22 protein-coding genes are annotated in these 25642 nt (G+C 65.2%); 9 read left to right on the forward strand and 13 right to left on the reverse strand.

What is annotated here, in order from left to right:
* Positions 1 to 159: 159 nt before the first annotated feature.
* Positions 160 to 1560, reverse strand: coding sequence for an asparagine--tRNA ligase (gene asnS / locus PG892_RS10670; protein WP_039039869.1), 1401 nt, complete (start codon positions 1558 to 1560; stop codon positions 160 to 162).
* A 240-nt stretch (positions 1561 to 1800) separates the two neighbouring features.
* On the opposite strand from asnS, the gene PG892_RS10675 reads away from it, so the two are divergent.
* Positions 1801 to 2103, forward strand: a complete 303-nt coding sequence (locus PG892_RS10675; RefSeq protein WP_010674063.1) for a hypothetical protein — start codon at positions 1801 to 1803, stop codon at positions 2101 to 2103.
* On the opposite strand, the gene PG892_RS10680 is transcribed toward PG892_RS10675, so the two are convergent.
* Together PG892_RS10680 and bioA are read right to left on the reverse strand one after the other, a co-directional pair.
* Positions 2091 to 2912, reverse strand: a complete 822-nt coding sequence (locus PG892_RS10680) for a HAMP domain-containing protein (protein ID WP_043155238.1) — start codon at positions 2910 to 2912, stop codon at positions 2091 to 2093. The two genes, PG892_RS10675 and PG892_RS10680, sit on opposite strands and share 13 nt — an antisense overlap.
* Before the next feature lie 135 nt (positions 2913 to 3047).
* Entirely contained in the window at positions 3048 to 4322 is a 1275-nt protein-coding gene (bioA, locus tag PG892_RS10685; RefSeq protein ID WP_043155237.1) for an adenosylmethionine--8-amino-7-oxononanoate transaminase, read from the reverse strand.
* Between the two features lie 193 nt (positions 4323 to 4515).
* Here bioA and bioB point away from each other — a divergent pair, with 193 nt between their 5' ends.
* From bioB to htpX, 5 genes are all read left to right on the forward strand, one after another.
* Entirely contained in the window at positions 4516 to 5604 is a 1089-nt protein-coding gene (gene bioB, locus PG892_RS10690) for a biotin synthase BioB (protein ID WP_043155235.1), read from the forward strand.
* Positions 5601 to 6797 carry an 8-amino-7-oxononanoate synthase gene (gene bioF / locus PG892_RS10695; protein ID WP_043155233.1) on the forward strand — a complete coding sequence of 399 codons (1197 nt, stop codon included), beginning with the start codon at positions 5601 to 5603 and terminating at the stop codon, positions 6795 to 6797. Before bioB ends, bioF begins: the two co-directional genes overlap by 4 nt.
* Positions 6787 to 7590 carry a malonyl-ACP O-methyltransferase BioC gene (gene bioC / locus PG892_RS10700; RefSeq protein WP_041212694.1) on the forward strand — a complete coding sequence of 268 codons (804 nt, stop codon included), beginning with the start codon at positions 6787 to 6789 and terminating at the stop codon, positions 7588 to 7590. The genes bioF and bioC overlap by 11 nt, the downstream gene beginning before the upstream one ends.
* Positions 7591 to 7698: 108 nt before the next feature.
* Positions 7699 to 8379 carry a dethiobiotin synthase gene (bioD, locus tag PG892_RS10705; RefSeq protein WP_041212695.1) on the forward strand — a complete coding sequence of 227 codons (681 nt, stop codon included), beginning with the start codon at positions 7699 to 7701 and terminating at the stop codon, positions 8377 to 8379.
* 113 nt (positions 8380 to 8492) lie between these two features.
* Positions 8493 to 9365 (forward strand): protease HtpX, encoded by an 873-nt coding sequence (htpX, locus tag PG892_RS10710; protein ID WP_010674070.1) that lies wholly within the window; start codon positions 8493 to 8495, stop codon positions 9363 to 9365.
* 80 nt (positions 9366 to 9445) lie between these two features.
* Here the strand turns inward: htpX and PG892_RS10715 are convergent, their stop codons facing one another.
* Entirely contained in the window at positions 9446 to 11248 is a 1803-nt protein-coding gene (locus PG892_RS10715; protein ID WP_270825398.1) for a hybrid-cluster NAD(P)-dependent oxidoreductase, read from the reverse strand.
* A 350-nt stretch (positions 11249 to 11598) separates the two neighbouring features.
* Here PG892_RS10715 and PG892_RS10720 point away from each other — a divergent pair, with 350 nt between their 5' ends.
* Positions 11599 to 13245 (forward strand): NAD(P)-binding protein, encoded by a 1647-nt coding sequence (locus PG892_RS10720; RefSeq protein ID WP_270825399.1) that lies wholly within the window; start codon positions 11599 to 11601, stop codon positions 13243 to 13245.
* The gene (nifJ, locus tag PG892_RS10725; protein ID WP_270825400.1) at positions 13242 to 16817 is read left to right on the forward strand and encodes a pyruvate:ferredoxin (flavodoxin) oxidoreductase; all 3576 of its coding nucleotides are present in this window, start codon (positions 13242 to 13244) and stop codon (positions 16815 to 16817) included. The genes PG892_RS10720 and nifJ overlap by 4 nt, the downstream gene beginning before the upstream one ends.
* 162 nt (positions 16818 to 16979) lie before the next feature.
* Here the strand turns inward: nifJ and PG892_RS10730 are convergent, their stop codons facing one another.
* From PG892_RS10730 to PG892_RS10755, 6 genes are all read right to left on the reverse strand, one after another.
* The gene (locus tag PG892_RS10730) at positions 16980 to 17195 is read right to left on the reverse strand and encodes a YdcH family protein (RefSeq protein ID WP_005313020.1); all 216 of its coding nucleotides are present in this window, start codon (positions 17193 to 17195) and stop codon (positions 16980 to 16982) included.
* Between the two features lie 276 nt (positions 17196 to 17471).
* Entirely contained in the window at positions 17472 to 18062 is a 591-nt protein-coding gene (locus PG892_RS10735) for a hypothetical protein (RefSeq protein ID WP_039039859.1), read from the reverse strand.
* Positions 18063 to 18073: 11 nt separating this feature from the next.
* The gene (locus tag PG892_RS10740; protein ID WP_010674075.1) at positions 18074 to 19420 is read right to left on the reverse strand and encodes an MATE family efflux transporter; all 1347 of its coding nucleotides are present in this window, start codon (positions 19418 to 19420) and stop codon (positions 18074 to 18076) included.
* Positions 19421 to 19542: 122 nt separating this feature from the next.
* Entirely contained in the window at positions 19543 to 21366 is a 1824-nt protein-coding gene (locus PG892_RS10745) for a SulP family inorganic anion transporter (protein WP_039039857.1), read from the reverse strand.
* A gap of 70 nt (positions 21367 to 21436) precedes the next feature.
* Positions 21437 to 22021 carry a nucleotidyltransferase family protein gene (locus PG892_RS10750; protein WP_210600170.1) on the reverse strand — a complete coding sequence of 195 codons (585 nt, stop codon included), beginning with the start codon at positions 22019 to 22021 and terminating at the stop codon, positions 21437 to 21439.
* Positions 22011 to 22268, reverse strand: a complete 258-nt coding sequence (locus PG892_RS10755; RefSeq protein WP_041212700.1) for a GNAT family N-acetyltransferase — start codon at positions 22266 to 22268, stop codon at positions 22011 to 22013. Before PG892_RS10755 ends, PG892_RS10750 begins: the two co-directional genes overlap by 11 nt.
* Positions 22269 to 22422: 154 nt before the next feature.
* Here PG892_RS10755 and cysM point away from each other — a divergent pair, with 154 nt between their 5' ends.
* On the forward strand, positions 22423 to 23313 hold the full coding sequence (gene cysM, locus PG892_RS10760) for a cysteine synthase CysM (RefSeq protein ID WP_270825401.1): 891 nt from the start codon (positions 22423 to 22425) through the stop codon (positions 23311 to 23313).
* 15 nt (positions 23314 to 23328) lie between these two features.
* On the opposite strand, the gene PG892_RS10765 is transcribed toward cysM, so the two are convergent.
* From PG892_RS10765 to PG892_RS10775, 3 genes are read right to left on the reverse strand one after another with little or no spacing between them, the layout of a single operon-like run.
* Positions 23329 to 24513: an iron-containing alcohol dehydrogenase gene (locus PG892_RS10765; protein ID WP_052814613.1), complete on the reverse strand. Its 1185-nt coding sequence runs from the start codon at positions 24511 to 24513 to the stop codon at positions 23329 to 23331.
* Between the two features lie 16 nt (positions 24514 to 24529).
* Complete coding sequence (locus PG892_RS10770) at positions 24530 to 25057, reverse strand: hypothetical protein (protein ID WP_109112486.1); 528 nt, start codon at positions 25055 to 25057, stop codon at positions 24530 to 24532.
* Complete coding sequence (locus tag PG892_RS10775) at positions 25047 to 25637, reverse strand: TetR/AcrR family transcriptional regulator (protein ID WP_109112487.1); 591 nt, start codon at positions 25635 to 25637, stop codon at positions 25047 to 25049. The genes PG892_RS10770 and PG892_RS10775 overlap by 11 nt, the downstream gene beginning before the upstream one ends.
* Positions 25638 to 25642: the final 5 nt, after the last annotated feature.

Below are 25642 nucleotides of genomic sequence, written 5' to 3' on the forward strand. Positions count from 1 at the left end.
CGATTGGATCGGACATACTGAGTACAGTGAAACCAGAATAGAGCAATTAGATCACATCTTTAATCTGATTGGTATGACAGGTGCGGGAAGAGCGAGGCGGGCATAAAAAAAGCCGACCCCGGGGGTCGGCTTTTGCACGGTGCGAGTAGGCGGGTCGCCTTAGAACTCGGCGGTGCGGGGAGTACGGGGGAAGGGGATCACGTCGCGCACGTTGCCCATGCCGGTCACGTAGACCACCAGGCGCTCGAAGCCCAGACCGAAGCCGGAGTGGGGCACGGTGCCATAGCGACGCAGATCGCGGTACCACCAGTAGTCTTCCTTGTTCAGGCCCATCTCGGCCAGACGGGCATCCAGCACCTCGAGGCGCTCTTCACGCTGGGAGCCGCCGATGATCTCGCCGATCCCCGGGGCCAGTACGTCCATGGCGGCAACGGTCTTGCCGTCGTCGTTGAGGCGCATGTAGAAGGCCTTGATGTCCTTCGGGTAGTTCTTCACCACCACCGGGGACTTGAAGTGCTCCTCGGCCAGGTAGCGCTCGTGCTCGGAGGAGAGGTCGATGCCCCAGGAGACCGGGAACTCGAAGCTCTTGCCGCAGTTTTGCAGCACGTCGATGGCGTCGGTGTAGTCAATCTGGGCGAAGTCGGAGGCGACGAAGCGCTCCAGACGGCCGATGGCGTCCTTGTCCACGTGCTGGGCGAAGAACTCCAGATCGTCGCGGCGCTCGGTCAGCACGGCGTTGAAGACGTACTTCAGCATGGCTTCGGCCAGGGCGGCGTTGTCTTCCAGATCGGCGAAGGCCACTTCCGGCTCCACCATCCAGAACTCGGCCAGGTGGCGGCTGGTGTTGGAGTTTTCGGCGCGGAAGGTCGGGCCGAAGGTGTAGACCTTGGACAGGGCGCAGGCGTAGGTTTCGACGTTCAGCTGGCCGGACACGGTCAGGAAGGTCTCCTTGCCGAAGAAGTCCTTGTCGTAGTCCACCTTGCCTTCGGGGGTGCGCGGCAGGTTTTCCATGTCCAGGGTGGAGACGCGGAACATCTCGCCGGCCCCTTCAGTGTCGGAGGCGGTGATGAGGGGCGCCGCGATCCAGAGGTAGCCCTGTTCGTGGAAGAAGCGGTGAATGGCCTGGGAGAGGCAGTTGCGAACCCGGGTCACGGCACCGACGATGTTGGTGCGGGCACGCAGGTGGCCCTGCTCGCGCAGGTACTCGATGCTGTGGCGCTTGGCAGACATGGGGTAGGTGTCCGGATCTTCGACCCAGCCCACCACCTTGACCTCGGTGGCCTGCAGTTCGAACGCTTGGCCGCTGCCCTGGGACTCGACCACGGTGCCGGTCACTTCGACGGAGCAAGCTGTGGTCAGACGTTGCACTTCATTCTCGTAATTGGCCAGGGTATTGGGGGCGACGGCCTGCACCGGATGGAAGCAGGAGCCATCGGAAACGGCCAAAAATGAGATCCCCGCCTTGGAATCGCGGCGGGTCCGGATCCACCCTTTCACAGTCAGGGTGGTGCCGACCGAATACTTACCGGCCAGCACATCAACTACGGATGCGTGCGTCATCGAAATATTGTCTCCAGCTTGTTCTTGCAGCGCTATTTGCAACACTAGGGGTCTGGCCCGGGCGCAGTTGGCCCACCATGGCAGACTAAGCCGTTCATCTTACCCGCGCAGGTTTGATAAACAAGCAAAAATGTCGGACCCTTGCGGGGATTTCCCCATGCATAGTGCATGGATCATGGCGGCTGGACGGGGGTGAGGGTGAAGGAGCGCAGGCGGGGGCCGGATGGCTGGATACGGGTGTTGCAGGGGCTGGTGATCCTCTGCTGGGGCGGCTTTGTCGCCCTGCTCTCCCTCTATCACTTCGCCCGGCCAGAGGTGGCTTACGGCTTTCTGGTCTATGGGGGCGTCAAGGTGCGCCAGAGCTGGGACCCCCTGCTTACCCCCTGGCTGGAGCGCGGGCTCTGGGGTTGCTGCCTGCTGACCCTGGTGGTGCTGGTGCTGGCCCGTGGCCGCAGCCGTCGGCAGGAAGATGCCCGCCACGTCAATCTCTTCATCCTGCTGCTGATCCTGGTGGCCTGCCTGCTGCTTTACTACCGGGGCTGAGGGCCGTCGCCGTCATCCAGCCCCTGAGAGGCGGGGCGCTTGCCTATCTGGCGCTCCACGCTGTCGAGCATCTGGTTGTAGGCGAGCGCCACCCGGCCAATCTCGTCCCCTTCATCCCCCTCCAGCCTGTGGCCGAAGTCGTTGCGATCGGTGGCCTCCTCCATGGAGCGGGTCAGCTGGTTGAGGGGGCGGACTATCCAGGTGCGGATGACCCAGAGGGTGAGCAGGAGTCCCAGCCCGAAGATGAGGGTGAGGCTCAGGGCCGAGGTGAGGATGTTCTGCTCCACCCGGGTAAACAGGGTGTCGAGGGAGTAGTCAAAACGCACCGCCCCCAGCACGGTGTTTTCCGGCACCTGGTGGCAGCTGGTGCAGTCGGTACCGCGAAAATCCTTTCTGGCCAGCAGCGGGCGGGTCACCACCAGCCGGCTGTGCATGCCGTCATGCTCTACCTCCAGGCTCCCCTTGCCCGCCAGCGCCAGGGCATCGTACCTGTCCTTCGGGGCCTCGACGTCACGGCCCGGCCCGTACTGCTTGTTGACCGCCGCCCCGCGCACGATGCGGGCATCTTCCACGTGGGCGTGATGGAGAAACTTGGCGCGCAGGGTGTCGCGGGCGTCCATCTTGCCGGTCAGCATCAGCATGTTGAGGCCGTCGAAGTAGGCCTCGGTCTGCTCGCGGCTCTGCTCCTTGATGAGGGTCAGGATGAGGTCACGCTCGCGCACCGCCTGATAGGCCGCGGAAAACACCAACACCATGGAGAAGATGAAGAGCAGGAAGAAGTTGATCTTGGCAGCAATGGAGAGGCGCATGGGGCTGGTACATCTGTTGGGTAAAACCCGCGCAGTCTACTCTCCTCGCCGGACGGGTTTTGGTGTCTTGCTCACATTCTGATGAAAAAGCGCCGAAAGGCCCTGCGTTCTCATGCAGGGCCCGTTCATCCGGACTCAATATTCGCCGATGGTGATGGCCTCGTGGATGGCGCCGGTCAATACCCGCAGCTCCTCGGGGGTGATGACGAAGGGGGGCATTAGGTAGATGAGCTTGCCAAAGGGACGGATCCAGGCGCCCAGCTCCACGAACTTGCGCTGGATGCGCGCCACGTCCACCCGCTCCTTCATCTCCACCACCCCGATGGCGCCGAGCACCCGCACATCCGCCACTGCCGGGTGCAGGGTCAGTTCCACCAGTTCGGTTTTGAGTTGGTGTTCGATGGCTTGCACCCGCGCCTGCCACGGGGAGGCGAGCAGCAACTCGATGGAGGCGTTGGCTACCGCGCAGGCAAGCGGGTTGCCCATGAAGGTGGGGCCGTGCATGAAGACGCCTGCCTTGCCGTCACACACGGTGCGAGCCACATGTTCGGTCGTGAGCGTGGCCGACAGCGTCAGATAGCCGCCGGTGAGCGCCTTGCCCAGGCACATGATGTCGGGGCTGATGCCGGCCCAGTCGCAGGCAAAGAGCTGGCCGGTGCGGCCAAAGCCGGTGGCTATCTCGTCGGCAATCAGCAGCAGGCCGAATTCGTCGCACAGGGCGCGCACCCACTGCAGGTAGCGGGGGTGGTAGAAGCGCATGCCGCCCGCCCCCTGGACGATGGGTTCGAGCACGATGGCGGCGATTTCCTCGTGATGATCCGCCACCAGGGTGGCCAGCTCCACCACGCTCTGCTCGTCCCACTGAGCGTGGAAGCGGCAGCTTGGCGCTTCGACGAAATGGTGTTCGGGCAGGAAGCCCTGGTAGAGCTCGTGCATGCCGCCATCGGGATCGCACACGCTCATGGCGCCGAAGGTGTCGCCGTGATAGCCGCCCCGAAGGGCAACGAATTTGGCGCGGGGCGTCCCTTTGGCATGCCAGTACTGCTGGGCCATCTTGAGGGCCACCTCCACCGCCACCGAGCCGGAATCCGCCAGAAAGACCCGATCCAGCCCCTTCGGGGTGATCTCCACCAGTTTGCGGCAGAGCTCGACCGCCGGGGCATGGGTCAGGCCGCCAAACATCACGTGGGACATCTTGCCGAGCTGGGCGGTGGCGGCCGCGTCCAGTTCCGGCACCTGATAGCCGTGAACGCAGGCCCACCAGGAGCTCATGCCATCCACCAGCTCGCGCCCGTCCGTCAGGGTGAGGGTCACCCCTTTGGCGCTGGCCACTTCATAGCAGGGCAGGGGATGGGTGAGGGAGGTATAGGGGTGCCAGACGTGGTGCAGGTCGAATTCTTGGTTGGTCATTTTGTGTTCTATTGTCAATTGATTTGATCTGGTCGGTGTTGACAGTCTACGCGTGCTCTCTACACTAGCCAACAATTTCAGCCACTTGGCTTCGCGCACGCCCTGGCGTCGCGCTGTCCAGCTGGCGGGTCTTGCGGCGAACGCTCTCTTGAGCGCGGCGCAGGATCCCACCAATAACAACCGGAAGCCATGTATGAATGCTCTCACCGCGGGTGCCCACGCCCTTCGTCACGACTGGACCCTGTCCGAGGTTCAGGATCTCTTTGCCCTGCCATTCAACGATCTGCTGTTCCAGGCCCAGACGGTGCACCGTGCCCATTTCGACCCGAACGAGGTGCAGGTAAGCACCCTGCTCTCCATCAAGACCGGGGCCTGCCCGGAAGATTGCAAATATTGTCCCCAGAGCGCTCGCTACCACACCGGGCTCGAGACCGAGCGGCTGATGGAGGTGGAAAAAGTGCTGGAGCGGGCCCGGGAGGCCAAGGCCAACGGCTCGTCCCGCTTCTGCATGGGGGCGGCCTGGCGCAACCCGAAAGAGAAGGACATGCCCTACATCCTGCGCATGATTGAAGAGGTGCGCGGGCTCGGCATGGAGACCTGCATGACGCTCGGGATGCTGACCGCCGATCAGGCGGCGCGTCTCGGGGCGGCGGGGCTCGATTACTACAACCACAACCTCGACACCTCGCCGGAGTTCTACGGCGACATCATCACCACCCGCACCTATCAGGACAGGCTCGACACCCTGGAGCATGTGCGCGGCGCCGGCATGAAGGTCTGCTCCGGCGGCATCGTCGGCATGGGGGAGCAGGCGAAAGACCGTGCGGGCCTCTTGATGGCGCTGGCCAATCTGCCGCGCCACCCGGAGAGCGTGCCCATCAACATGCTGGTCAAGGTGAAGGGGACGCCCCTGGAGAACCAGGAGAACCTGGACCCGTTCGAATTTATCCGCACCATCGCCGTGGCGCGCATCATGATGCCGGCCTCCCACGTGCGCCTCTCCGCCGGGCGGGAGAAGATGAACGAGCAGATGCAGGCCATGTGCTTTATGGCCGGGGCCAACTCCATCTTCTACGGCTGCAAGCTGCTGACCACCCCCAATCCGGACGAGAACAGCGACATGCAGCTCTTCAAGCGCCTTGGCATTCGCCCCGCCCAGCGGGCCCAGAAGCCGGATCAGGTTCAAGAGGAGGAGCTGCTGGCCGAGGTGAACCGCCAGAGCGAGCCGAGCGAACTCTTCTACGATGCCACCCGTTCCCGCGCAGATGTCCTCCGTCCATGATGACGCCCGTTGTTACCGGCCCCTTTGCCCTGGGGGAGGCGCTGGCCGAGCGTGAACAGGCCACCCTGCTGCGCCGACGCACCCCGGTGGATGTGGCGAGCGGTGGGCGGATCCGGGTCGGGGGGCGTGATTACCTCAACGTCTCTGGCAACGACTACCTGGGCCTTGCGGGTCACCCCGCCATCAAGGCCGCCTTCACGGCGGGGGTGGCGCAATATGGCGCAGGGGCAGGCGCCTCGCCCCTGGTGACGGGTTACAGCCGCGCTCACCAGCAGCTGGAAGAGACGCTTGCCGACTGGCTCGGCGTGGAGGCGGTGCTGCTGTTCAACTGTGGCTTCTCCGCCAATCAGGCGGTGCTCAAGGCCCTGCTCGGCAAGGATCACCTGCTGTGGCAGGACAAGCTCAACCACGCCTCCCTGCAGGAGATGGGGAGCCAGCTCCCCTGCAAGATGAAGCGCTTCGGCCACAACGACATGGCGGCCCTTGAGCGGCTGCTTGAGCCAAACCGGGGCCTGATCGTCTCGGAAGGGGTCTTCAGCATGGACGGGGATCAGGCCCCCTGGGCTGAGCTGGCAACACTCGCATCCCGAAGCGGCAACTGGCTGATGATTGACGATGCTCACGGCCTCGGCGTGCTGGGTGCCGAGGGGCGCGGCACCCTGGCGGCCCAGGGGGTGAACCCGGCCAGCGTACACATCCAGATGGGGACCTTCGGCAAGGCGCTCGGGGTGGCCGGCGCCTTTGTGGGGGGCAGTCGCGAGCTGGTGGAGTACCTGGTCAATTTTTCCCGCCACTATGTCTACAGCACCCATATGCCCCCCGCCCAGGCGTGCGCCGTGCGCCAGAGCATCGAACTGGTACGCGTAGCCGACGAGGCCCGTGCCCACCTGGCTCGCCTTGTCGCCCGGTTCCGGCAGGGGGCGCAGGCGCTCGGCTGGCGGCTTGGGGCAAGTGATACCCCCATCCAGCCGTTGCTGGTGGGGGAGAGCGTCGCTGCCCTGCAACTGGCCGAGCGGCTGCGGGAGTGCGGTGTCTGGGCTGGCGCCATCCGCCCGCCCACGGTGCCGGTCGGCACGGCGCGCCTTCGCATCACCCTGTGCGCCGCCCATGGCGAAGATGACGTGGATCGCCTGCTCGAGGCCCTGGGGCCCCGCCCATCCACTGAAGAGAGAGGGGGCGCCCATGGTGCATGAGCGTTTCCAGTCGGTGGACAAGGCACAGCTCGCCCGCCGCTTCGGAGCGGCGGCCCGCCACTACGACGCCCACGCCCGCTTCCAGCAGGAGGTGGGGCAGTCGCTGCTGGCGCGCATGGACGAGGGGGGCGTGAAAGAGGTGCGCTCAGGGGCCGGGCTGGATCTGGGTTGCGGTACCGGTTTCTTCCTGCCTGCCCTGGCGCCGCGCTGCGAGACGCTGACCGGGCTGGATCTCGCACCCGGCATGCTGGCCCAGGCGGCCCTTCGCGGCAGCGGAGCCCGCCTGGTGTGCGGCGATGCGGAGGGGCTGCCCTTTGCCGACCAGAGCCTGGACTGGGTCTTCTCCAGCCTGGCCCTGCAGTGGTGCGAGCGGCCGGCCCAGGCCTTTGCCGAGCTCAACCGGGTGCTCAAACCCGGTGGCCAGGTCTTCTTCTCGACCCTGCTTTCGGGGTCACTGTGGCAACTGCGGGAGGCCTGGCGGGCCGTGGATGGTCGTGACCATGTCAATCGCTTCCTGACGTTGCCCCAGTTGCAGCAGGCGGCCCGTGACGGGGGCTTCGAGGCCCCGGCACTCTGCCCGCTGACCTGGTCCCTCGCCTACCCGGCGCTCAGTGGACTGCTGCGCGACCTCAAGGGGATAGGTGCGAGCCAGGTCAACGACGAGCGGTCTGCGGGCCTGGGTCATCGCCAGCGCCTGGTGCGACTGGGGGAGGCCTACGAGCGCCACCGTCAACCGGACGGCCTGCTGGCCGCCAGCTACGAGGTCTGCCTCGGGCGCCTGGTGCGGCGCTGACACAAAAAGACCCGGCGCACCCACCCCTTCAGCGGCAGGACGCGCGCCTGCCTTTCACCATGGATATCGGGGCGCCTCTGCGCCCCTGCACTGCATCGAGGAATCATCATGGGGACATCCTATTTCATCACGGGTACGGACACCGACGTGGGCAAGACCCTGGTGGCCCGCACCCTGTTGCTGGCGCTTGCCGCCAGAGGCATTCGCTGCGCCGGGTACAAACCGGTGTCGGCGGGCTGCACCCGCACCCCGGAGGGGCTTCGCAATCTGGATGCCTTGCTGTTGCAGCAGGCGGCCACGGTTGCGCTGCCCTACGAGCAGGTCAATCCCTATGCCTTCGAGCCGCCCATCGCCCCCCATATCGCCGCCCGTGAGCGGGGGGTGAGCATCCCCTTCGAGGGGCTGTCCGCCGGCTTGCGGGAGATTGAGGGAGCTGGGGCCGATCTCGTCATTGTCGAAGGGGCGGGGGGCTGGTTCCTGCCGCTGGATCATCAGCGTCTGCTCTCGGAGTGGGTCGCCCAGGAGCGGCTGCCGGTGATCCTGGTGGTGGGGGCCAGGCTGGGCTGCCTCAACCATGCCCTGCTCACCGTCAGCGCCATTCGCCAGCAGGGGTTGACCCTGGCGGGCTGGGTCATCAACCGGGTGGATCCGCACATGAGCCGCTACGAGGAGAACCTGGACACCTTGAAAGCCATGTTGCCGGCCCCATTTCTGGGGGAGCTCCCCTTCGTGGACGCGGTGAATGAGGTGGATTTGCACCACTGTCTCGATGTGTCGCCCTTGCTCTGAGGCCAGACATTCAGCAAACATTCATCGAGTCTGTCTATTATCTGGGGCAAGTGTGGCATCGGTCGCCCCTGGGGCGCCCCGAACCATGCATCCATATCTCACAAGGAGTCAATATGAAGCGAATTATGCTATTCCTGGTGACCAACCTGGCCGTCATGCTGGTGCTGGGGGTGGTACTCAATATCCTGTTCTCGGTTCTGGGGATCAACAAGTCCAGCATTTCCGGTCTGTTGGTGTTCTGCGCCGTGTTCGGTTTTGGGGGTTCCTTTATCTCCTTGCTGATGTCCAAGTGGATGGCCAAGCGCAGCTATGGCGTCCAGGTCATCGAGCAGCCCCGCAACGAGACCGAGCACTGGCTGGTGAGCACTGTTGCCCGTCAAGCCCGTGAGGCTGGCATCAAGATGCCGGAAGTGGGGATCTACGACTCCCCCGAGATGAACGCCTTTGCCACCGGCGCCCGCCGTGACGACTCCCTCGTCGCCGTCTCCTCTGGTCTGCTCTACAGCATGAGCCGCGACGAGGCGGAAGCCGTGCTGGCCCACGAGGTGAGCCACGTGGCCAACGGCGACATGGTGACCCTGACCCTGATCCAGGGGGTGGTGAACACCTTCGTGATGTTCTTCGCCCGCATCGTGGCCGGCGTCATCAGCAACTTCTTCAGCTCCAACAACGAGGAAGAGAGCAGCAGCACCGGCGGTTTCGCCTACATGATCACCGTGTTCGTGCTGGAGATGGTGTTCGGCGTGCTCGCCTCCATCATCGTCATGTGGTTCAGCCGTCAGCGCGAGTTCCGTGCCGACGCCGGTGCCGCCAAGCTGGCCGGCCGCGACAAGATGATTGCCGCGCTCCAGCGTCTCGCCCGCGGTGCCGAGCCGCAGATGGAGGGTTCCATGATGGCGTTCGGCATCAACGGCAAGCGCTCCATGAGCGAGCTGTTCATGAGCCACCCGCCCATCGAGCAGCGCATCGCCGCCCTGCGGGGCTGATAGCCAGTCATCTAAAGAAAACGGCTGCCCTCGGGCAGCCGTTTTGCATTCCGGGGACGGGGTTTTGCCCCCCGATCACCCTATTTGATCACCAGATCCGTCAGGGGCACGGCGCAGCAGGCGAGGATCTTGCCCTCGGCACGCTCGGCGGCGCTGATGGCGGGGGCATCGGGGTGATCCACCTCGCCCGAGACCAGGGTCTGCTTGCAACTGCCGCAGATACCGGCACGGCAGCTCCAGGGCAGCTCTACTCCCTGCTTGTTGGCCTGATCCAGCACGGTGCCCTGGTTGTTGCCCGCAAACTCCCGCTCGCCGATACGCAGTTGCACCGCCTGATGGGGGCGGGCCACCGAGAGCAGGGCCCCGCCAAAGCTCTCCTGGCGGATGCGCTCGGCAGGCACGCCAAGGGCGGCCAGTCTGGCGGCCGCATCGGCCATAAAGCCGTGGGGGCCGCAGATAAACACCTCCCGCTCCTGCAAATCCCGGATCCGGCCCAGGTGATCGTCATTCAGACGGCCGCTGAGCCCCTGCCAGTGTTTGTCAGGCTGGCTCAGGATCAGGGTGAGGGTCATTCCCTGCTGCGCCATGGCGTGCAGCTCGCTGGCGGCAGGAATGTCTGCCTCGCTGCGACACAGGTGCATGAAGTGGACGTCATCGAGCTCCCCCCGTAGTGCCAGAGTGCGGGCAATGGAAAGCATGGGGGTGACACCGGATCCCGCCGAGAGCAGCAGCAGCCTGCGCTCGGACCCTAAGTGAAACTCGCCGGCCGGGGGGGCGGCCAGCAACCGGTCGCCCACTTTCAGCTCATGGTGCAGCCAGGGGGAGAGGCGGCCATCGGCCAGCTTCTTGACGCTGATGCTGTAACGCTCGGGCCGCTCCGGCGTGGAGCTCAGGGTGTAGCGGCGCTGAACCCGTGAGTTTTTGATATCGAGGCTGATGGGCAGGTGCTGTCCAGGCAGGTAGTCGGGCAGGGGCTCGCCGTCGGCAGCCTCGAACCAGAAGGTTTCCAGATCCCGGGCCAGGGGTTCCCGGGCGACGCACACCAGCTCCCGTTTTTTCGGGGCCGCGTTGGGGTAGACCGGCGCCCGGGCCCGCTCCAGCACCTCGATCTCGCTGCCCGCGTCAATCCACCCCTCGTTCAGGGCCACCAGATTCTGGCCGAAATAGACCTCACCATCTTCGCCACGGCGGTAGCGGGTGAGGGTAGCCAGCGGCTCTTTCAGGGCATTGAAGCGCTCCGTGCCTGCCTCCACCGTGGTCATGATGCAGCGGCTGCACGGCTTGTCCACCCGAAACTCCACCTCGCCGATGCGGATCCGCTTCCAGCCATCCTCTTCAAAGGGGCGGGTGCCGCTCGCCACCAGGTTGGTACGAAATTGGCTCATCTGGTGCAAGGCATCGGATCTCAGGTTGAGATCCTCAAGGGAAGCCTGGCTGATGAGCAGCAAGGGGTAGCCGTCCGCAAAGCTCACCCGGGTGCCGGTCTTCTCCCGAAAACGATCGGATGCCTCCCCGAGCCAGAGCAGGCGCACCGGCTCCCTCGCCACCCGGCTCAGCCACTCATCGGCTTCGGGCCCGGTGTGCAGGGCGGTAAAGCGATCCCCCCAGACACCGGTGTGCTGAGGGGCGCGACTGAACGCCGCCTCCATGAGGGCAAGGGGGGGCAGACCCGGATAGCGCAGTTGCAGCCCCCCCTCGACGGGGGTGGCCACCACCTGCTGCAACTGGGGATGGGTGCGGGCGGTGATAAAGGTGCCATCCGGTTTGACCACCATGTAGCGGCGATCCCCGGCAAGCCCCTCCTGGGTCACCCGGGCGCGCTCCAGCGGCATGCCTGCCGTCGATTTGATGGGGTAGAGATGTATGCTGGCGAGGGTCGGCATGTCCTGGTCCTTGTGCTGTGGCGATTCCTGTGAAGAGGGGAAGATAACGATTCCTGCCCCGGGCGGCAATCTTCTCCTGCTACCCATGTCGAGGGCGGCGAGGGGGCTCGGGCGACAGGCCCGAATGGCTGCGGGGTGTGACGGAGATCCGGTTGTGAAGGGGGCGACCCATAAAGCGCAACATTTATTGATCCTGATCCACCATGTCGTACAAAAAACGGCCCATCATCGGGCCAGCTTCCAGTTTCTGACGCTTTCGCTTCTTCCCTCTCCGGCCACCGTCTGCCCAGGCAAAACGGTATCAAGCGCATTCGGATGGGGCCTGTCACACAAAAAGAAGAAAGCAATGTATGAGCAAACAACTGGATATGACCCCACAGCCGGATCTCTCCCAGAAAACGGGAACAGGCCCGGTCCGTACTCGGCTACCCGTCTGGCGGCCGGCCCTGCCACCTTGCAACCATGCCTGCCCGGCTGGCGAGAACATCCAGGCTTGGCTTGCCCTGGCCGAAGCAGGCCGCTTTGAGGCGGCCTGGCAACGACTGATCGAAGAAAATCCCCTGCCTGCAGTCCACGGGCGGGTCTGTTATCACCCCTGCGAAACGGCCTGCAACCGTGCCCAGGTGGATGATGCCGTCTCCATCCACGCCATCGAGCGCTTCCTCGGCGACGAGGCGCTGGCCCGTGGCTGGCAGCCTGCGCCACCTGCCTCTGCCAGCGGCAAGAAGGTGCTGGTGATCGGTGCAGGTCCCTCCGGCCTCTCCTGCGCCTGGCACCTCAATCGGCTCGGCCATCAGGTGGAGATCCGCGAGGCGGGGCCGCTGGCTGGCGGCATGCTGCGTTTCGGCATTCCCGCCTACCGCCTGCCTCGCGACGTGCTGGATCGGGAGGTGGCTCGCATCGTGGCGGCCGGGGTGACCCTGACTCTCAACCACAAGGTGGAGGATGTGCTGTGCGAGCGCGACGAGGGGGGCTTTGACGCCGTCTTCATGGCCATCGGCGCCCATCTGGCCAAGCGGGTTGATATTCCGGCCCGGGAGGCGGGCAAGATCCTCGATGCGGTGAGTTTCCTCGAACAGGCGAGTCTGGCCGAAGAGAAAGGAATGCCACCGCCCAAACTGGGACGGCGGGTGGCCATCTACGGTGGCGGCAATACCGCCATGGATGCGGCCCGCACCGCTCGTCGCCTCGGGGTCGAGGAGGCGATGATCATCTACCGCCGCGACCGGGACCATATGCCAGCCCACGCCTTTGAAGCCGACGAGGCCGAGGAGGAGGGGATCAAGATCAACTGGCTGCGCACTATCCGCCAGCTCGACAGTACCAACATCGAGGTGGAGGTGATGGCGCTGGATGCCGAGGGCAAGCCGGTGCCCACCGGCAAGTTTGAAACCCTGGAAGCGGACTCCCTCATTCTGGCGCTGGGTCAGGAGGTCGACCTCTCGGTGCTTGAGAGCATCCCCGGCGTGCGGGTCAACAAGGAGGGAGTAGTACAGGTTGGTGAGAACCTGATGACGGATGTGCCGGGCCTCTTTGCCGGTGGCGACATGGTGCCCTCCGAGCGCACTGTCACCATCGCCACCGGCCACGGCAAGAAGGCGGCGCGCCATATGGATGCCTGGCTGCGTGGTCGCCTCTACCACAAGCCGCTTTCCTATTCATTGGTGGGGCCGGAGCAGTTGCAGCTCTGGTTCCAGACCCATGCGCCGGCCAGCAGCCAGCCGGTCAAACCTCCCTCGGCGCGGGATGACTTTGGCGAGATCATCGGCGGACTGGACGAGACGGCGGCCCGCTACGAGGCGGCGCGCTGCTACTCCTGCGGCAACTGCTTCGAGTGCGACGGCTGCTATGGCAGCTGCCCAGAGCAGGCCATCGCCAAGCTGGGGCCGGGTCTGGGGTATCAGGTGGATGCCGAACGCTGCACCGGCTGTGGTGCCTGCCATGACCAGTGCCCCTGCCACGCCATCGAGTTGCGCCAACCGGAGGAGTCCCAATGAAACATGAACTGATCATGGTTGACGGCAACGAAGCCGCGGCCCGGGTGGCGTACCAGCTGAGCGAAGTGTGTGCCATCTATCCCATCACCCCGAGCTCGACCATGGCCGAACTGGCCGACGCCTGGGCGGCACAGGGGCAGACCAACCTCTGGGGCAACATCCCCACGGTGGTGGAGATGCAGAGCGAAGGGGGAGCGGCTGGCACGGTGCACGGCGCCCTGCAGGCGGGGGCGCTCGCCACCACCTTCACCGCCAGTCAGGGGCTGATGCTGATGCTGCCCAACATGTACAAGATCGCAGGCGAATTGACCTCGGCGGTGTTCCATGTGGCGGCCCGATCCTTGGCGGCGCAGGGGCTCTCGATTTTTGGCGACCATCAGGACGTGATGGCGGCGCGCAGCACCGGCTTTGCCATGCTCGCCTCCGGCTCGGTGCAGGAGGCGCAGGACCTGGCTTTGGTCGCCCACAGCGTCACCCTGCAATGCCGGGTGCCCTTTATCCACTTCTTCGACGGCTTTCGCACCTCCCACGAGGTGAACAAGATCACCGCGCTGCATCGGGATGAGATCCGGGCCCTTATCGACAACGACTGGGTGCGCGCCCACCGTGCGCGGGCGCTCAACCCGGATCATCCGGTGATGCGTGGCACCGCCCAGAACCCGGACACCTATTTCCAGTCCCGCGAGAGCGTCAACCCCTTCTACGAGGCGGTGCCGGCCCGGGTGCAGCAGTGCATGGAGATCCTCGGCGAGCTGACCGGCCGCCACTACCGGCTGGTGGAGTACCACGGCGCAACCGATGCCACCGATGTCATCGTGCTGATGGGCTCGGGGGCGGCCACCGCCCGCACGACGGTGGATTGGCTCAACCGGCAGGATTGCAAGACCGGGGTCTTGGTGGTGCGCCTCTATCGCCCCTTCCCGGTGCAGGCGCTGCTCGATGCCCTGCCCGCGAGCGTTCGCCGCATGGCGGTGCTGGATCGCACCAAGGAGCCGGGGGCAGGGGGCGAGCCGCTGCTGCTGGATGTGCAGAGCGCGCTGATCGATGGCTTGCAGCGCGGCCTTATCAAGCGGCTGCCCTGGCTCAGTGGCGGTCGCTACGGCCTCTCTTCCAAAGAGTTCACCCCCGCCATGTGCGCGGCGGTATTCGAGGAGCTGGCCTCCGACGCGCCGCGCCCGCGCTTTACCGTAGGGATCGTGGATGATGTGTCGGGCCTCAGTCTGGCCTGGCACCCCATCGGCGATCTGGAGCCCGCCAGCCGGGTGCGGGCGCTCTTCTTCGGTCTCGGTGCCGATGGCACCGTCGGCGCCAACAAGAACAGCATCAAGATCATCGGCGAGCTGGAGGGGTTCCACGCCCAGGGCTACTTCGTCTACGACTCCAAGAAGTCGGGTTCGCGCACCGTCTCCCACCTGCGCTTTGGCCCCGAGCCCATCGACGCCCCCTGGCTTATCGAGCAGGCGAGCTTTATCGGCTGCCACCAGTGGGGCTTTGCCGAATCGGTCGATCTGCTGGAGCACGCCGCAGAAGGGGCGACCCTGCTGCTCAATGCCCCCTATGAGGCGGACAAGGTGTGGGACCAGCTGCCCGAGCGGCTGCGCGCCCGCATTCGAGCCCTCAATATCCAGCTCTATTGCATCGATGGGGATCGGGTGGCCGAGCGCAACGGCATGGGCAATCGCATCAACACCATCATGCAGACCTGTTTCTTTGCGCTGGCTGGCATCTTGCCGCGGGATGAGGCGATTGCGCTGATCAAGGAGAGCATCGAGAAGAGTTATGCCCGCAAGGGACCCGAGGTGGTCGAGCGCAACTTCGCGGCAGTGGACGACACTCTGGCTCATCTCCATCAGGTGGCCATCCCCGCCGGTGAGGAGCAGATCAGCGACTATCCGCTGCCATTGGCTCCCGGCGGCAGCGAGTTTGTCCAGCGTGTCACCGGCGAGATGCTGGCGGGGCGCGGCGATCGCATCCCGGTCTCCATGCTGCCGGTGGACGGCACTTACCCCACCGCCACCAGCCGCTTCGAGAAGCGGGATATCGCCCGCGAGATCCCGATTTGGCATTCGGATATCTGCATCCAGTGCGGCAACTGCGTCTTTGTCTGCCCCCACGCGGCGCTGCGGGCCAAGTTCTACCATCAGGACTGGCTGGCGACTGCCCCCGAGGCAGCCCAATCGGTGCCCGTCACCGCCAAGGGTTTCCCCGACAGCCGCTACACCTTGCAGCTCTATCCGGAAGATTGCACCGGTTGTGGCCAGTGCGTGCAGGCTTGTCCGGTGCGGGCAGGAGCGGATGAGAGCCATGAAGGCGAGCGCGCCATCGCCATGATGGACAAGGCTCCCCATCTGGCTGGTCAGAAGCAGGCGCTGCGCTGGTTCGAGAGCCTGCCGTGGCCTGCCCGCGAGCGGGTGGACTTCTCCACTGTGCGCGGCACCCAGTTCCTCGAACCCCTGTTCGAGTTCTCCGGCGCCTGCGCCGGTTGTGGCGAGACCCCTTACCTCAAGCTGCTGACCCAGCTGTTTGGTGACCGCATGTTGGTGGCCAACGCCACCGGCTGCTCCTCCATCTACGGCGGCAACCTGCCGACCACCCCGTGGGCCAAGAACGGTGAAGGGAAGGGGCCGGCTTGGTCCAACTCCCTGTTTGAGGACAACGCCGAGTTTGGTTTTGGTTTTCGTCTCACCGCCGATCAGCATCACGGTCAGGCGGTGGCGGCCCTCGAAGCGATGAAGGGGGAGCTGGGCGCAGAGCTGGTCGATACCCTGATTAGCGCCCCGCAGCGGCTAGAGTCGGAGATCCGCGCCCAGCGCACCCGGGTGGCGCAAGTGCGGGAGCGGTTGGAGGAGGTGAAATCCGGCAAGGCCCGCGAGCTGCTCTCCTTGATTGATCAGCTGGTGCGCCGCTCGGTCTGGATCATCGGCGGCGATGGCTGGGCCTATGACATCGGCTCATCGGGGCTCGATCATGTGCTCGCCTCCGGCCGCGATGTGAACGTGTTGGTGATGGATACCGAGGTCTACTCCAACACTGGCGGCCAGATGTCGAAATCGACCCCGCTCGGTGCCGTCGCCAAGTTCGCGGCGGGGGGCAAGACGCTGGCCAAGAAGGATGTGGCGTTGCAGGCCATCTCCTACGGCAACGTCTATGTTGCCCGCATCGCCTCTGGTGCCAACCCGCAGCAGGCGCTGCAGGCCTTGCGGGAGGCGGAGGCCTATCCGGGCCCGTCGCTGATCATCGCCTACAGCCACTGCATCGCCCACGGCATCGACATGGAGCAGGGATTGGCCCAACAGAAGCGTGCGGTCGATTCGGGCCACTGGCCGCTGATGCGCTACAACCCGGTACTGCGAAGCGCCGGGCAGAACCCCTTCAGCCTCGACAGCCTGCGCCCCTCCATCCCCCTTGCCGAATACCGGCAGCAGGAGACCCGTTATCGGGTGCTGGCCCAGAGCCATCCGGAGGAGGCTGAGCGGCTGATGCAGGTGGCGCAAAAAGTGGCGTGGCAGAAGTGGGCCACCTACGAGGAGATGGCTACCCGCGAGGCCAGCCATTTCCATCCGCCGGTGTGATAATGGGGTGAGTGAAATATAACCAAGCGGGCCATTGGCCCGCTTCATTTTCCGGTGCCAAGGGAAGTGGCCGTTGCCGCGCCTCGTGAGCGGCCAACAAAAAGCCCGGCGTCGGGCCGGGCTGGCAGGATAAGTTGCTTATCCAGGTATTCGTCGAGGCGTCTAGTGTGGATGTTGTTTGAGGATGTCGTATATCTCCTCTTTCAGTTTAAGTTTCTGTTTTTTCAGATCCTTCACCTCGGAGCTGTAGTCGCTGGCGTGGTGTTTCTCCAGCTTCCTGATCTCCGCATCCAGGTCGTTGTGCAAGTCAAACTTCTTCTGGAAATGGACATCACTGCTCTTCAGTTTCGAGATGAGATCTCTGTACTCCGGAAACATGTAATGAAGCCTCCTTGTTGTCGTTTGATTGTGCCTGCAAGACCAAAGTACCCCTTACTGCCGGGGAGAAACGTGATCCCGATCCAATTCGGGGCCACGGAATTGCTGCATGGGAAGGGTGATTTTTAACTGTTTGAATTACATGATGATTGCCTGCTGACCCAGGGGCAGCAGAGGAAAGAAGCGGGATCCGCTTCACATTCGGGAGAGGGGGTCTGCAACGGGGCGGGCAACAGAAAGGGGCGCGAGGCCCCTGACTGGAAACGGGTGAGCCGTTTACTCTTTTTTCTTTTTCTTCTCGGGCAGGGGCTTGCCGTCTCTGGCAATCACCTTGCCTGCCTCGAAACCGATCTGCGCCGCCAGCTCTTCCAGATCCGGCGCCTTGGCCTCGTTGCCGATGGCGTACTGGTAGTTGGCGATGGAGATCTTCTCCGCCACCGGTGTGCCCGGGACGATGGGTTCGCGCCAGCCCTGACCGATGTGGGCCACCAGGGTGCCGTTCATGATGAGCTCGCCGACGATCTCCTGGGTGGGGATGCCCTTGCCGTAGGTGAGGCCCTGCGGGTGCTTCTTGCCGACCAGGGGCTCTTGGCTTGCGGGCATCAGCTTGGTGCGGATCAGCCACTTGGGCGATTTGGTCTTGCCCACCGCCTTGCCGGTCTGGTACTCGTTGATCTTGATGGTCTTGATCATCTGGGCCGTGAACTCCTTGGTCAGGGCCTTCTGGGCTTCGCTGGTCTCGTCGATGACGATGGGGGCCACATACCAGGTCTGGGGAGCCTGCGCCTTGGGGGTCGCCGGGGCGGTTTGCGCCATGGCGAGCGGGCTGAGCAGGATGGCCGTCAACAAGAGTCCGATTTTCTTCATGGTGATTCCGCTTATGTTTCGACAAGAATTTTGTTTTGCCAGCGACGACTGCGCCAGCGCCAGAACATGGCCAGACCGCGCACCCACTCGTCGCAGGCGAGGGCCAGCCAGATGCCTACCAGGCCATAGCCCTGCATGATACCAAGGAAATAGGCCAGGGGAACGGCAATGCCCCACATGGAGACGAGCGCCATGTAGAGCGGGAAACGGGCATCCCCGGTGGCGCGCAGGGCGTTGATCACCACCAGATTGAAGGTGCGACCGGGTTCGAGGATGAGGCTGATGAGGAAGAGCTGCGCCACCTGGGTGATGATGTCGGCGTCGTCGGTGAACAGGCTGATGATGGCGCGGCCGTTGAGGGCGGCGGCGATGGCGATGGCGGCGGTGACGATGAGGCCGAGTTTCAGGCTCTTCATCAGTTGGCGATAGGCTTGATCGAAGCGTCGGGCCCCCGCCAGGTGGCCGATGATGATCTCGTTGCCAAGGCCGATGGAGAGGCCGAACAGCAGGATGAACAGGCAGATCTGGAAGAAGTAGGACTGGGTCGCCAGCGCCTTGTCGCCGAGCAGGCCGACGAAGGCGGTCACCACCATGAACTGCAGCATCCAGGAGAGGTTCTCCCCCGCCGCTGGCAGCCCGATGTGCAGCACCTTGTCCAGCATGGCGCGGCTTGGGCGGACGATCTCGGGCAGACGCAGCCGGATGCCGGTCTTGCGCGCCACCAGCCATACCAGCAGCACCACCCCGACGATGCGCCCGGCCACCGTGCTGATGGCGACCCCGGCGACCCCGAGCTGGGGCAGGCCGAACCAGCCATAGAGCAGCAGCAGGTTGCCGACGAAGGTGATGAGGTTGACGATGAGGGTCACGTACATGGCCTGGCGGGTGTGGCCGTGGGCACGCAGGGTGGCGGCCAGACAGAGGGCCGCCGCCTCCGGCAGCAGGCAAAGCCCGATGATCTGCAGGTAGAGGCTGCCGTCGCTCATCAGGTGGGCAGGCAGGTTCATCAGCGCCAGCATGGTGCCGGCCCCCGCCATGACGCCGACCGCGGCCACCAGTCCCACCAGCAGGTTGAAGCCGATGGCGGTGTGGATGACGACGCGGGCTTTTTCCTTGTCTCCCGCCCCCAGATACTGGGTGATCACCACGCTGGTGCCGATGCTGACGAAGCTGAACAGGGTGATGGCGAGATCGAAGACCTGGTTGCCCACCGCGAGGGCCGCCACCCCCTGATAGGAGACGTGGCCCACCATGAAGGTGTTGAGGGCCCCGGTCAGAAAGTGAAGGGCCAGATCGATGAACAGTGGCCAGGTCAGGGCGAACAGGGAGCCCGGGCCCGCGTGGGATTGAGTCTGCATGGGATATCCAGGTGCTGGCGATGGCCCTCGTCAGGGCCAACTGGAGGGGCATTTAACACCAAGCGGGGGCGGGGTGCAATCCTGGTCGCAGGAGGAGGGGGCCTGCGACCAGAGGATGTGTCTCAGACCGGCGTGGCGCCGGCCTCCTGCTCGCTGGGGCGGGTGAGGCGCGCCGAGTCGGGCAGGTCGTCATCGTGCGGCCAGCGGGTGAGCAGGGCATCCGTGGTGCTCTCCACCCCCTCGTCATCCCGGAACACCGGCTCCCGGTAACAGCGGGTCATGCGCAGGGCCTGGTACATGTCGGGGCAGAGGATGATGCCATCCTCGCCGACCCGGATACCCGCCTGTTTGAACCACTGGCTCATCTGGCCGTGCCGACCGGCCATCACCATGTGGATGCCGCGCCGCTTGAGCTCCTTGTGCAGCTCTCCCACCATGCTCATCACGCTGATGTCCTGATGGGTGAAGCAGGCCACCGCATCCACCACCAGGCACCTGGGATTGTGGGGATCCTGCACCAGCAGTGCCAGCACCCGCCGCTTGAAGTAGGGGGCGTTGAAGTAGGTGAGCGGGGAGTTGAAGCGGTAGACCAGGATGCCGGGAATCGCCTTGGCCTGCTCGTTGTCCCCCAGGGTGCGCACCACGCCCTCGTCGTCCATGCCGAGCAGCTGGTCGGTGGGGCGCATCACGTTGCGCAGGAACTGGAACAGCCCCAGCAGGACAGCGAGGGTGATGCCCGGAATGACCCCCATGGTGAGCACGCTGACAAAGGTCACCAGGGCGAGCCAGAAGGCGGCGCGATCCGAGTCGCGCAGGGCCCAGAGGCCGCGAAAATCCGTGAGCGACAGGGAGGCCATCACCAGCACCACGCCGAGGGCGGCGGTGGGAATGTATTGCAGCGGCGCCGTCAGGTAGAAGGTGACCAGGGCGATGACGGCGGCGGCGATGATGGAGACCAGCTGGCTCTTGCCGCCGTTGGCGTCGTTCACCGCGGTGCGCGAATCCGCCCCGCTGATGGCAAACCCCTGGGAGGCGGCGGCGGCCAGGTTCGCCATGCCCAGCGCCCTAAACTCCTTGTCCGCATCAATCTCGTAGCCGTTCTTGGCGGCGAAGCTGCGGGCGGTGAGCATCATGGAGACGAAGCTCACCATGGCGAGGTTGAGGGCGGGCAGCACCAGCTCACGGATAAGCCCGGGGGGAAAGTCCGGCATCTGGAAGGCGGGCAGCCCCGAGCCGATGGTCCCCAGGGTGGCGATGTCGACGCGGCCGAGATTGAACAGCCACACCAGGGCCGCCGTCACCACCATGGCCACCATGGAGGAGGGCCAGGCCGGTCTGTAGCGCTTGGCCAGCAGCAGGGTGAGCAGGGCCGTCAGGCTCATGGCCAGGGTGGGCAGATGGGTCTGGGTAATGTAGCTGGTGCCGTTCAGGATCCGCTCTATCAGGTAGCGCTCGCTGAAGGTGAAGCCGAAGATCTTGGAGAGCTGGCCCACCATGATGGTGATGGCCACCCCGTTGAGCAGCCCCATCAGGATGGGGCGGGAGAGAAAGTCTGCCAGCACCCCCAGCTTGAAGCGGCTGGCGATGAGGCACCAGAAGCCGGTCATGGCGGTCATGGTCATCACCAGTTGCCAGTGACGGGTGGGATCCCCGGCGGCGAGCGGCGTTACCACGGCGGCGATCACCGCGCAGGTGGCGGCATCCGGACCGACGATGAGCTGACGGGAGGTGCCAAAGAGGGCATACACCACCATGGGCAGGATGCAGGAGTAGAGGCCGACGATGGCGCCCACCCCGGCGAGCTCCGAATAGGCGATGGCCACGGGCAGGGCCACGGCCGCGACCGAGAGACCAGCGCGAAGATCCGGCATCAGCCAGGCCCGCTGGTATTGCAGCAAGGCGGCGAGCCCCGGCAGCCAGCGCTCGAGAGAGAAGAAGTCGCGCATTATTTAACCCATTGAGTTACAAACATCTTTTTCTTAGTGTGCCCAAGGTTGTCGGCCCTTTGCAATCCGCTCATGGCCAGTTCACCACAAGGTCAGGCCAGATGCGTTGCCACTCCTTGGCCCTGACCCGTTCGCTAAAGATACAGCTCTCCTGGCGACAGCGCGGATTGGGGCTCACCACCAGGGACCAGTTGGGGGCAAAGCCGTAGGGGGCCAGCCACTCGAACGCATCATCTGCCAACAGGCGGACTCCGATGCAGGTGGGTATCTCCACCCAGTGGCTGAGGGCCGAGAGCGAGCTGGCAAAAGGAGGCACCTGCTGGCGCAGATGCATGCGGGCCTGGTTGCGCACCTCCCACAACTGGCCTGGCATCCTGGCGGCGAGCCAGGCTTCGTGATCGGCCTCCTTCAATCCAGTCGGATCAGCGCTGTCCAGATAGATAAGATCGATGTCGTTGAGCGGGGTGGGTTCGGCCTTGTGATGGAGGTGATCCCAGATGAGGTTGCGCACGAAGCCCGCCCCCAGGGCCCAGTCGGGCAGCGCCAGCTCCCGCGCAGCCCGGAGGCAATCCATGCGCGGGTGATCGGCCCGCAGCAGGGCCTCGGTGCAGGCCCGCAGGTGCGCCTCCCGCAGCGCCCCGGCTTCAACCGGCATTGCGGCGCAACCAGACGTCGATGTAGCTGCAGCTCGGCACTATGGTGAGCCCCTCAGAGAGGGTCCAGTCGTAGAAGCGGCGGGCCAGCTTGTCGGCAATCCCCTGTCCGCGCAGCTCGGGGGGAACCTGGGTGCTGTAGGCGTCCACCGTGGTGGCGTCCAGCCGGCGATAGGCAAGGCGGGAGAGCTTGCCGTCCACGGTGCAGACAAACTGCTGCTGATCGGCCTGGTGAAGGATGTCGCTCATCGGGAGTCCTCTCTGGGTGAATGGGAAGATCAGAACATGGCGGACAGGGTTTGCCAACGCCATTCTTTGCGCCCATGGCGGGCTCGCTTACACTGGCCGGCCTGCGAATGGTCGCAAGGCAAGGTATAGAACATTGAGAGAGGATGGATCCGTCATGGCCTTCGCCACCCTGGACGATCTGATAGGCAACACCCCGCTGCTGGCGCTGCGCCGCATCAATCCGCACCCCGGCGTCACCCTGCTGGTGAAGCTGGAGGGCAACAACCCCGCCGGCTCCGTCAAGGACAGGGCGGCGCTGAACCTCATCAGTCAGGCAGAGGCGAGTGGTCACTTAGCGCCAGGAGCCCGGCTCATCGAGGCCACCTCCGGCAATACCGGCATCGCGCTGGCCATGGTGGCGGCGTCCCGGGGTTACCGGATGCGGCTCATCATGCCGAGCAACATGAGCCAGGAGCGGCGCGACGCCATGCAGGCCTACGGCGCCGAGCTGGTGCTGGTGGAAGAGGGCATGGAAGCGGCGCGAGACCTCGCCCTGGCCATGCAGGCGCGGGGGGAGGGGCTGGTGCTCGATCAGTTCAACAACCCCGCCAACCCGGATGCCCACTACCGCTCCACCGGCCCCGAGATCTGGCGCCAGAGCGGCGGGGCGGTCACTCACTTCGTCTCGGCCATGGGCACCACGGGCACCATCATGGGGGTCTCCCGCTACCTCAAGGAGCAGAACCCGGCGGTGGCGGTGATCGGCCTGCAACCGGCCGAGGGGAGCCAGATCCCCGGCATTCGCCGCTGGCCCGAGGCCTACCGGCCCGCCATCTTCGAGCCTGAGCGGGTCGATGGGGTGCTGGATGTGACACTGGAAGAGTCCCTCGTCATGATGCGCCGCCTGGCGCGGGAGGAGGGGATCTGCTGCGGCGTCAGCTCGGGTGGCGCCGTGGCCGGGGCCTTGCGGGTGGCGGCAGAGATCGGGCAGGGGGTGGTGGTGGCGATCATCTGCGATCGGGGGGATCGCTACCTCTCCACCGGGGTCTTCACCCCCGATGTCTGACGGGCAAGGGGCCCGCTACTCCCAGGCCCGCTCCAGCAGGGCCAGCAACTGGTCCCTGTCCGCATCCTTGCGGTTGTAGAGCAGGGCGCCGTCGTTGATGGCGAGATCCCGGATCCCGGGCAGCAGCGTCTTGTCGGTGAGGCCCGCCTCCCGCAGGGTGCGGGGCAGCTTGACCGTCTGCCACAGGGTATCGCGCAGTGCCTGCAACGCCTCGATGGTGGCCTGGGGTCTCCCCTCGGCCGGGGTCGCGGCAAAGCGCTCCGGCCCCACCAGGGGCAGCAGCAGGCGGGCGAGCTCGGGGTCGATGCCGGGCCGGTTGTAGTCGAGCACGGTGGGCAGGAAGAGGTTCATGCAGAGGCCATGGGGCAGGTGGCAGCGCGCCCCCAGACTGTGGCCGAGGGCGTGCACCAGCCCCACCATGGAGTTGGAAAACGCCATGCCCGCCAGGGTGGAGCCCTCCGCCAGTTGCAGCCGCAGGCCCTTGTCCGTCGGGTGGGCCAGCACCCTGGGCAGGGCGGTGGCAATCTTCTCCACCGCCATCAGGGCCAGGGCGTCACTGACCGGGTTCTTGCCGTTGCCGATGAAGGCCTCGATGGCGTGGGTCATGGCATCCATGGCGGTGGCGGCGGTGATGGGTAGCGGCAGCCCCAGGGTGAAGCGGGGATCCAGCACCGCCAGCCGGGGCAGCAGGAAGGGGGAGGTGAAGGGCACCTTGCGCCCGCTCCCTTCGTCCTTGATCACCGCCACTAGGGTCACTTCGGAGCCGGTCCCCGCCGTGGTGGGGACCACCGCCAGGGGGTTGAGGGGACGGGTCAGGCAATCCGCTCCGGCATAGTCGAGCAGCCGCTCGCCCCCCAGAGTCGCCAGTATGTTCACCGCCTTGGCGGTGTCGATGACGGAGCCGCCGCCAAGGGCGAGCAGGCTGTCACAGCCCAGCTCCCGGTAGTGGCGGGCGATCCGCTCCACCACGGCGGTGGAGGAGTCCGCCGGGATCTCGTCCCAGATGGCGGCGACCGGCAAGGCCCCTTCGGCCATCACATCGGCCAGCAGGGTGGCGAGCCCGCTGCCGCTGACCCCCTTGTCGGTGAGAAGCAAGGGGCGGCCAGCTCCCAATCCCCTCAAGGCATCCGGCAACTGCTCCAGTGCCTGCTCCCCCGCCATCAGCTTGACCGGGCAGAAAAAATCGTAATAACGGCTCATCCCGTTCTCCTCGTGTTCAACCGGTCAGCAGACCCAGATAGATGTGGCAGGCCCGCGCGAGCTTGCGATGCGGGTCCGGGTAGTGGCGAAGCAGGGGCCGCGCGATGAAGGCGGGCAGGATCAGGCTCTGCAACTGCTCAAGCGCTCGCACCAGGTGCATGGCCGCGTCGAGATCCCCCTCCACCAGCAGCCGGTTTTCGCAAAAGGCCTGGTTGATGCCGAGGCGAAAGCTGAGGGCGCGAAAGGCGACGGCGGGGTGCTTGAAGCGCACCCGCAGGAGGTGGTGGCTGTCATGGGCACAGGTCGAGTGCGTCCTGCCAGCCTCCTCACCGCAGTGCCAGCGCCCCGCGAACTTGTAGAGACTCAGCCCCCGGGTCATGCCGTTTACCTCCAGCCTGATGGTGAGGCCGTCCGGCAGGGGGGCAAGCTCGCGGCGCACCGCCTCGTCGACCCGGGCGGCGCGGCACAGAGTGCGGCCGATGATCCAGAGCAGGCTGCCAATCCAGAGGCGTCTGCCGGTGGCAAGCAGGGCGTCAGGGCGCATGGGAACCTCCGCTGATGGCGGACCAGAAGAGGGTGAAGGCGTTCTCCTGCCAGTGGGGGTCTTCTCCCAGTTCAGGCTGATCGACAAAGAGGGAGGCGCAGGCCAGAAACTGGCCCTGGCACACCTCCAGCATCAGGGCAGGCGGGGCCGACATCAGCTCGCCACTGGCCTGGCCCCGGGCGAGCAGGCTCGGCAGAAAATGCAGGGTCTCAGCCAGGATCTGGCTGCGCAGGGGGCGGGCCAGCAGGGGGGAGTGGAAAAAGCCCAGCACGAACCTGAGCTCACGGGGGTGGGCCTGCATCCAGCCCATGGCCTGGTGCCAGTAGTGGCGGGCCTGCTCCTGGAGCGGCAGGGCGGCATCGGCCTCGGTGATGGCGGCGCCAAGGCGCAGCTTGATGTCCTGGTAGAGGCTCTGGATCAGCACCTCCTTGCTGGGAAAGTGATGAAACAGGGTGCCATTGGCCACCCCGGCCGCCTTGGCGATGCGGGCGGTGGCGGCGCCCTGCAGGCCATCCTCCGCGCACAGGGCCAGGGCGGCATCCAGGATCTGGCGGCGTTTGTCGGTCATGGTTTCTCGCATCTCGC

Origin of the sequence: Aeromonas sp. QDB68 (assembly GCF_027707405.1) — a bacterium.
Lineage (GTDB): Bacteria > Pseudomonadota > Gammaproteobacteria > Enterobacterales > Aeromonadaceae > Aeromonas > Aeromonas caviae.

What these genes read in the sequence shown, in the direction of transcription:
- PG892_RS10745 (WP_039039857.1), bottom strand. Translation starts at nt 21,366, where the DNA reads ATGCGCGACTTCTTCTCTCTCGAGCGCTGGCTGCCGGGGCTCGCCGCC.
- htpX (WP_010674070.1), top strand. Translation starts at nt 8,493, where the DNA reads ATGAAGCGAATTATGCTATTCCTGGTGACCAACCTGGCCGTCATGCTG.
- asnS (WP_039039869.1), bottom strand. Translation starts at nt 1,560, where the DNA reads ATGACGCACGCATCCGTAGTTGATGTGCTGGCCGGTAAGTATTCGGTC.
- PG892_RS10730 (WP_005313020.1), bottom strand. Translation starts at nt 17,195, where the DNA reads ATGTTTCCGGAGTACAGAGATCTCATCTCGAAACTGAAGAGCAGTGAT.
- PG892_RS10735 (WP_039039859.1), bottom strand. Translation starts at nt 18,062, where the DNA reads ATGAAGAAAATCGGACTCTTGTTGACGGCCATCCTGCTCAGCCCGCTC.
- PG892_RS10770 (WP_109112486.1), bottom strand. Translation starts at nt 25,057, where the DNA reads ATGCGCCCTGACGCCCTGCTTGCCACCGGCAGACGCCTCTGGATTGGC.
- bioF (WP_043155233.1), top strand. Translation starts at nt 5,601, where the DNA reads ATGATGACGCCCGTTGTTACCGGCCCCTTTGCCCTGGGGGAGGCGCTG.
- cysM (WP_270825401.1), top strand. Translation starts at nt 22,423, where the DNA reads ATGGCCTTCGCCACCCTGGACGATCTGATAGGCAACACCCCGCTGCTG.
- bioC (WP_041212694.1), top strand. Translation starts at nt 6,787, where the DNA reads ATGGTGCATGAGCGTTTCCAGTCGGTGGACAAGGCACAGCTCGCCCGC.
- PG892_RS10775 (WP_109112487.1), bottom strand. Translation starts at nt 25,637, where the DNA reads ATGCGAGAAACCATGACCGACAAACGCCGCCAGATCCTGGATGCCGCC.
- PG892_RS10680 (WP_043155238.1), bottom strand. Translation starts at nt 2,912, where the DNA reads ATGCGCCTCTCCATTGCTGCCAAGATCAACTTCTTCCTGCTCTTCATC.
- bioA (WP_043155237.1), bottom strand. Translation starts at nt 4,322, where the DNA reads ATGACCAACCAAGAATTCGACCTGCACCACGTCTGGCACCCCTATACC.
- nifJ (WP_270825400.1), top strand. Translation starts at nt 13,242, where the DNA reads ATGAAACATGAACTGATCATGGTTGACGGCAACGAAGCCGCGGCCCGG.
- PG892_RS10740 (WP_010674075.1), bottom strand. Translation starts at nt 19,420, where the DNA reads ATGCAGACTCAATCCCACGCGGGCCCGGGCTCCCTGTTCGCCCTGACC.
- bioB (WP_043155235.1), top strand. Translation starts at nt 4,516, where the DNA reads ATGAATGCTCTCACCGCGGGTGCCCACGCCCTTCGTCACGACTGGACC.
- PG892_RS10765 (WP_052814613.1), bottom strand. Translation starts at nt 24,513, where the DNA reads ATGAGCCGTTATTACGATTTTTTCTGCCCGGTCAAGCTGATGGCGGGG.
- PG892_RS10750 (WP_210600170.1), bottom strand. Translation starts at nt 22,021, where the DNA reads ATGCCGGTTGAAGCCGGGGCGCTGCGGGAGGCGCACCTGCGGGCCTGC.
- PG892_RS10755 (WP_041212700.1), bottom strand. Translation starts at nt 22,268, where the DNA reads ATGAGCGACATCCTTCACCAGGCCGATCAGCAGCAGTTTGTCTGCACC.
- PG892_RS10720 (WP_270825399.1), top strand. Translation starts at nt 11,599, where the DNA reads ATGAGCAAACAACTGGATATGACCCCACAGCCGGATCTCTCCCAGAAA.
- PG892_RS10715 (WP_270825398.1), bottom strand. Translation starts at nt 11,248, where the DNA reads ATGCCGACCCTCGCCAGCATACATCTCTACCCCATCAAATCGACGGCA.
- bioD (WP_041212695.1), top strand. Translation starts at nt 7,699, where the DNA reads ATGGGGACATCCTATTTCATCACGGGTACGGACACCGACGTGGGCAAG.